This is a genomic window from Plebeiibacterium sediminum (assembly GCF_026013605.1).
Taxonomy (GTDB): Bacteria; Bacteroidota; Bacteroidia; order Bacteroidales; family Marinilabiliaceae; genus Saccharicrinis; species Saccharicrinis sediminus.
The window spans coordinates 1-7,243 of the sequence record NZ_JAPDPJ010000121.1 but is presented as its reverse complement, the minus strand read 5'-3'; the positions used below and the strand labels follow the sequence as shown (position 1 = coordinate 7,243).

Below are 7,243 nucleotides of genomic sequence, written 5' to 3'. Positions count from 1 at the left end.
TAAATACGGACTGATTAGAATCGCAAACGCGTTAATCAATCCAATAAATAACAGCGATTTAGATGAATGTTATAAACTTTTGTCATGTACTTAGTTTGAATAATCTAAATCAATCAGACAGAGTTATACTTACATATCCAAAATAATGCGATTTTCACTAGATTTTAATGTGCACCTATAAGAGCAAATTAATTTGAAATATGGTGACTAAAATCAAGGTGGTTAAATAGCTGTATAATCATTTCTTAATAGTATTAATGTTTTGAATTGATTATACAGCTATAATATTTTTTTCAATATTGCTGTAAGTTATGTTGACTTTAATTAGTGCTTTATGTGCTTTTATTTATCCCAGCTTTTTATAATATCTTTAACAATCACTCCTGATTCAGTCAAATCACTATCAGACCAGTTGCCATCAATATTGGTATTTGGTTTTAATATAGAAGCACCTTCTTTTTTATTATTCACAGCCCAATTACAGTGTATTAATTGATTATCAGCTATAAATTTCATCCATGCTTCCACTTCTTTTATAGCAACCTTTCCATCTCCATCAGCGTTTACTGTTCCCCATTCTGTTACCATAAGGGCAATGCCATTATCTAAGGCCTTTTGTGCTTTTTGCCTTAATTTATCACCATGAGATCCAGCATAAAAATGTAAAGAATAAGCAATGTTTTTATATTTCGTTATGGGATCTAATGAAACAATATCAACATTCTGCGACCAGCTGGGACTTCCAACAACAATAAGGTTATCCGGGTCGTAAGTTCTGATACTATTAATAACAGCTTCAGCATAGGGTTTAATTGTTTTACTCCAGCATATATTATTAAGGGGTTCGTTATAAATTTCATATATTACATTTTCGTATTTTCCATATTGCTGAGCCATTTCTTTGAAGAAGGTTATCGCTTCATTCTGATAATCTTCAGCATGATGAGAATGCCAGTCTATAATTACATAAATACCATTTTCAATAGCTGCATTTACAATTGTTTTTACCTTTTGCTTATTCGTGACATCATTTAAATATCCACCATTAACTTCTACACCCATTGCAACTCTTATAATAGCAGTATTCCAATCATTAACTAACCACTTTACAACATCTTTTGTATAAAACTTATCGCCACCCCAATTGGTATTACTCCAAAAAAGACTATTCCCAGCCAGAGATACTGTATCTCCATTTTTATTCAAAATTTTATTTCCTGTTACAGATAAAGCACCGTTCTTTTCAACTGGTGATTGGGCATAAATATGAATGGCAATAAAAAAGAAGAAAAATAAACTAAAGAGGTTTTTCATTGATTTAGATTTTAAGTGATGACTATTGAAGATAGAGGAAAATATTTAAAAATCGAAAAATCATTTATCATAAAGAAACTCGTAGATTCGATTTAGTATCTTATAATATAAGTGACTATGTTTAATGATAAAGTAATTGATATGTCTATTTGTGTGTGTGATTAATGATATGGTAATGAGATGTATAGGTGTGATGTTGTTAATGTGTTTATTAACATATTAACCTGTATCTATAAACATTATATAATCACTTAAGAGTGTATTTATTGTACATTTGTATAGTTATAATACTATTATTAAATGAAGAAATACTACAAATTTTAGATTGCTAAGATTTGTATTTTTGTTTTCAGAATCTGAGAATCGAAATCGAAAATTAAATCTATAAAAATGAAAATTAAATCTTACAAAGGAATTAGCATGCTGTTAATTTCAATTCTATTTCTTTTTGCCGAACATACAATAACAGCCAATGTTTCTCTACCATCAATTTTTGGCAATCATATGGTTATGCAACAAAATGCCGATGTAAAATTGTGGGGATGGGGTAAACCATTTGAAAACATTAAAGTAACAACATCGTGGAGTAATGATACTCTAAAAACGGTTGTTAATAATAATGGTCACTGGAGTTTTATGTTGCATACACCTAAATCTGGAGAAACCCATCATATTACCATACAAGGTTATAATAAAGTAGTTATTGATGATATTTTAATGGGAGAAGTCTGGTTATGTTCCGGACAATCAAATATGGAATGGTGTGCCAGCTATGGTTTTATAAATAGTGAAGAGGAAATAAAAAATGCAACGCATGAGGAAATTCGTTTATTTCATGTGAATTGGAGAACATCTCCATATCGTTGTATTGATGTTGATGGAGAATGGATAAAATGTACTCCGGAAACAATGAAAGACTTTAGTGCAATAGGATATTTCTTTGGAAGAGAATTAAATCAAAAATTAAATGTTCCTGTCGGTTTAATAAGTTCAAATTGGGGAGGAACACCTGTAGAAGCATGGATTCCTTCAGAAAAGATTCTGGGTAATCCGGATCTGAATGATGCAGCAAATAAAGTTCCTTATTTTCCATGGGCACCAAATAAACCAGGATATACTTTCAATTCTATGATTGCACCGATCATTCCATTCACCATAAAAGGTGTTTTATGGTATCAGGGTGAGGCAAATGTTGATAATTCTTATGCGTATACAGATATGCTCAAAGTGTTGGTGAAATGCTGGCGCGAAGAGTTTAAAACAAATTTTGCATTCCATTATGCTCAAATTGCTCCATTTAAAGATTACCAGAAAACCAGTGGTGTCGAAATTCGGGATGCGCAACGCAGGGCCTTGGATGTTATTCCAAATTCAAATATGATTGTTGTAAGTGATATTGGTGATACTACTGATATCCATCCTCGAAATAAAATAGATGCAGGAAAACGTTTTGCTTATTCTGCTCTAAACAAAACATATGGATTAACAGAATATCCATTGTCTGGACCATTATTTAAAGATTATACCATCAATGGAAACAAAGTGGAAGTGTCTTTTAAATATAGTGAGGGATTACATTGTACTGAAAAAGAGTTAAAAATGTTTGAAGTAGCTGGAAAAGATTTGAAATGGTATCCGGCAAAAGCTGTCATAAAAAATGATAAGGTAATCGTATCTTCTAAAGAAGTTAAAGCCCCTGTACATGTACGTTTGGGATGGACAAATTCAGCGACATTAAACCTTTTTAATAAAGATAATTTACCAGCTTCTAGTTTTACAACAGAAGAATGGAGTAAAGTAATGCATTCATTGTAACAGTAAGTAAAGACTTAAAATTGTATTAGTTAAAGATTGTTGTGGTAAGTTTAATTCTCTAGTTACAAGTTTATTACATAATGCTCTAGGCAGGTTTTATCTAACGAATCTTATCTATAATCTTATAAAGATAATGAAGAAATTATTAATTGTTTTTATCCTTACTTGTTTGACTAATTATGGTTTTGCTCAAATGAGTAGAAGTAATGTGTGTTTTGATAAAGGATGGTTTTTTGCTTTTGGCCATCCTTTTGATAAAACTCAGGATTATAATACGGGAACAGGATATTTTTCATATATGGCAAAAGCAGGATATGGTGATGGAGCCGCATCTAAAGATTTTGACCACAGGGCATGGCGACCCATTGATTTGCCTCACGATTGGGCTGTAGAAATGCCCTTTGATAGCAAGGGAAGTCACAGTCATGGGTATAAGGCTGTAGGTCCTGGTTTCCCTGACGTTTCAGTTGGATGGTACAGAAAAACATTTGTTGTCACTCGTGAAGATAAAGGGAAGCAGATTTTCCTGGATTTTGATGGTGTGTCTCGAGATGCAAAAGTTTGGGTAAATGGTCACTATATGGGTAATGAACCCAGCGGTTATCAGAGTTTTAGCTACAATATTACAGATGTGATAAATTATGGAGGTGAAAACGTTGTGGCTGTTCGGGCAGATGTTTCCATGGAAGAAGGATGGTATTATGAAGGAGCCGGAATTTATCGACATGTATGGCTTCGTAAAACCTTACCTTTACATATTCCCAAGGACGGAACTTTTATTTATTCTGAATTAGATGGAAACAAGGCTAAATTAGTCATTGAAACTGAGATCGAAAACAGAGGACTAAAAACAAGTGCTTACTCAATACGTCATTATATTTTAAATAAAGACAGTCTGATTATTGATTCTCTGATTTCTCACGATGCTTTCATTTCAGCTATGTCTAAGAACCTTCAGAAGGATAGTCTGAGTCTAAATAATCCGATTTTGTGGTCTCTTAACCATCCATATCTATACACATTAAAAACGCAAATTAAGGAAGGTGATAGAATAATTGATGAATACCAAACTTCATTTGGAATTCGTACGGTTTATTTTGATGCCAATAAAGGGTTCTTTTTAAACGGAAAACATATAAAGTTAAAAGGAACCAATAACCATCAGGATCATGCGGGAGTTGGATGCGCAATCCCTGATGAATTAATAAAATGGCGATTGCAACAGCTTAAAAACTTTGGTTGTAATGCTTATCGAAGTTCACATAATCCACCAACACCCGAACTGCTGAAATATTGTGATGAGATGGGAATTTTGGTTATTGATGAAAACCGATTGATGGGTACAACAGATCATGCGCTTCATGAAATGAAAAGAGTTATAAAACGTGATCGCAATCATCCTTCAGTTATCATATGGTCTTTAGGTAATGAAGAATGGGGTATTGAATGTAATGTATTGGGAGAGCAGATTACTCCAACCATGCAGCGATTTGCTCAAAATCTGGATCCTTCCAGACAAATTAATGTGGCCATTAGCGGAGGTTGTAACAATGGAACCTCTAGCGTTGTTGAAGTTGTTGGGTACAATTATCTTGGCCAATGGGATACCGACAGGCATCATCAATTGTTTCCAAATCAGCCATCCATAGGAACAGAAGAAGGTTCAACTTATGCAACAAGGGGTATTTATTTTGATGATGATGAAAAGCATTATAAAGCAGCCTATGACAGAGAACCCAGAGCAAATTGGTATTCAATTGAGGAAGGATGGAAACACTATGCTGAACGAGATTATTTATCAGGAATGTTTATCTGGACAGGCTTTGATTACAGGGGGGAACCTACGCCTTACGCATGGCCATCGGTTACTTCCTATTTTGGAATGATAGATTTATGTGGGTTTCCAAAGGATAACGTATACTATTTAAAATCATGGTGGCAAGATGAGCCTGTATTACATATTTTACCTCACTGGAATTGGAACGGCAAGGAAGGTGACACAATTGATGTATGGGTTTATAGCAATGCACAGGAAGTAGAACTTAAGCTCAAAGGTAAAACTTTGGGGCGAAAAGTGATGGAATTAAATGGACATTTAGAATGGAAAGTACCTTATAAAAAAGGTACAATTAAAGCTTATTCTTTTAAAGATGGAAAGCTGATACAAACAACAGAACGTTCAACAACAGGAATGCCTGATGAAATTTCATTATCTGCAAGTAAAACTACATTATCAGCAAAAAGTAATGATATTTCAGTATTAACGGTGGAGGTAAAGGATAAAAAAGGGAATGTAGTTCCAACGGTCAATAATATAATCAGTTTCGAATTAGATGGACCTGGTAAAATAATTGGCGTAGGAAATGGAAATCCAACTTCACTGGAAAAAGAAAAGTTTGTTGATGACTATAAGTTGATAACTTTACCTGAGGTTGCCGAAATATATGAAGAAGGCGAAAAAGTATTAACTACTTCTTTTCAGTTAGAGGAACTACCTACCGAACATCAACTGTTAACCTGGTATTATAAATATGTGTCAGAAAAGCAGAATATTTATATAAATGGAGTACTAATTACACAAGACTTGCTAAAAAGTAGTGAAAAGGCTCAATTTGCTTTAAATAATGATTGGTTAAGAGTTGGTACTAACACTATAACTATTGAAGGTAAGCCTTTAATGCCAGTTAATGCATGGACTTCTATAAATAAGCAACCTGGTGTAATTCAAATATTAAACAAAGCCTCAAATTGGGAACGTAAGTTGTATAATGGTAAAGCTCAGGTAATTATTCAATCGGATGCAGAACCAGGAGAAATTTTGCTAAAGGCGAGGGCTGAAGGAATTAAATCTAAAGATATTCTTATTAACGTCGAGTAAAAATTGACTTGTATTAGTAAAATGGTTTGCTTGTTTTATAAAATATGAGCAAACCATTTTTTGTTGAGATATCTGTAAACAAAAATCAGTTTTAACCGTAAAAAAAAACTTAGGTTGAGGAATATTTTAATAAAAGTAAAGCAAAAAAATCAGTATCTTATCAATAAAAATCTGTCTATGAATATCAAAGTCTACAGTTTATTATTTGTGGTAATATTAGGTTTTACTTCTTGTAAATCAAATAAAAATTCTTCTGATATAACTTTTGGTTTCCTTATTCATTCCTTAGAAAAAGTAAGATGGAATAAGGATGTGGCATTGATTAAGCAAAGAAGTGAAGAAAAAGGTTTTCATGTGATCATAAAAGATGCTGACGGCAATGCAGAAGTTCAGATAGAACAGGCAAAGGAACTAATTGAACAGAATGTTGATGTTTTAGTTATTGTTGCGGCAAATCAAAACAGTGCTGCACAGATTGTTCGTTTGGCTAATGATAGTGACATTCCAATAGTTGCATATGACAGACTAATTCAAAATTGTGATTTGGATTATATCGTTTCTTTCAATTATTATAAAGTTGGGGAGATGATGGCAAATTATGTTTTTACCAGAATTAATTCAGGTAATATTGTTTTTATGTATGGAGATAGTAACGATGCGAATGCAATTATGGTTAAAGACGGCATTGAAAAAGTATTTGTGAAGGAAAATGCTAGCGGTGATTATAATTTAGTATATAAGAATTTTATTGAAGGATGGTCGTACGATGTTGCAAAATATGAATTTTCTAAAGTAGCAAAATACTTTACAGAGCCTATCGATGCTGTTATATCCTGTAACACCCCTATCGCACTAGCTGTTGTTGATGTACTAAAGGAAAACGATAGAGATCCGCAAAATACTATTATTACATCACAGGATTTCTCCGACCAATTAGGCGTTTCAATTAATAATAATGAGGTAAGCATGACTGTTGATAAGCCACTTAAAAATCTAGCTTTTGGTTTAGTTGATTTGGTTGAAAAGATTCACCAGGGAAGTAAAGACAAAGGTTTAAATGGATTTGTGAATAATAGAAAAAAAGAAGTTGAAGCCTTATTATTTGAGCCATTTATTATTGATCAAAAAAATATTGCTGATTAGGATATGTAAGTATAACTCTGTCTGATTGATTTAGATTATTCAAATTAAATTATCTTTTTTCTTAAAACCAATTCTCAAAAGCTTTATTGAGAA

Annotated in this window: 4 protein-coding genes; 3 read left to right on the top strand and 1 reads right to left on the bottom strand. The window is 32.8% G+C overall.

Translation table 11 applies throughout. From position 1 onward, the window contains the following. Window positions 1-342 precede the first annotated feature (342 nt). Window positions 343-1,314, bottom strand: coding sequence for a glycoside hydrolase family 5 protein (locus OM075_RS23860; RefSeq protein ID WP_301193072.1), 972 nt, complete (start codon window positions 1,312-1,314; stop codon window positions 343-345). Between the two features lie 390 nt (window positions 1,315-1,704). On the opposite strand from OM075_RS23860, the gene OM075_RS23855 reads away from it, so the two are divergent. From OM075_RS23855 to OM075_RS23845, 3 genes are all read left to right on the top strand, one after another. Further along, window positions 1,705-3,129, top strand: a complete 1,425-nt coding sequence (locus OM075_RS23855; RefSeq protein WP_301193071.1) for a sialate O-acetylesterase — start codon at window positions 1,705-1,707, stop codon at window positions 3,127-3,129. 133 nt (window positions 3,130-3,262) lie between these two features. Then, entirely contained in the window at window positions 3,263-6,007 is a 2,745-nt protein-coding gene (gene galA, locus OM075_RS23850; RefSeq protein WP_301193070.1) for a beta-galactosidase GalA, read from the top strand. 177 nt (window positions 6,008-6,184) lie between these two features. Beyond that, window positions 6,185-7,150 carry a substrate-binding domain-containing protein gene (locus tag OM075_RS23845; RefSeq protein WP_301193069.1) on the top strand — a complete coding sequence of 322 codons (966 nt, stop codon included), beginning with the start codon at window positions 6,185-6,187 and terminating at the stop codon, window positions 7,148-7,150. The last annotated feature ends 93 nt before the right edge of the window (window positions 7,151-7,243 follow it).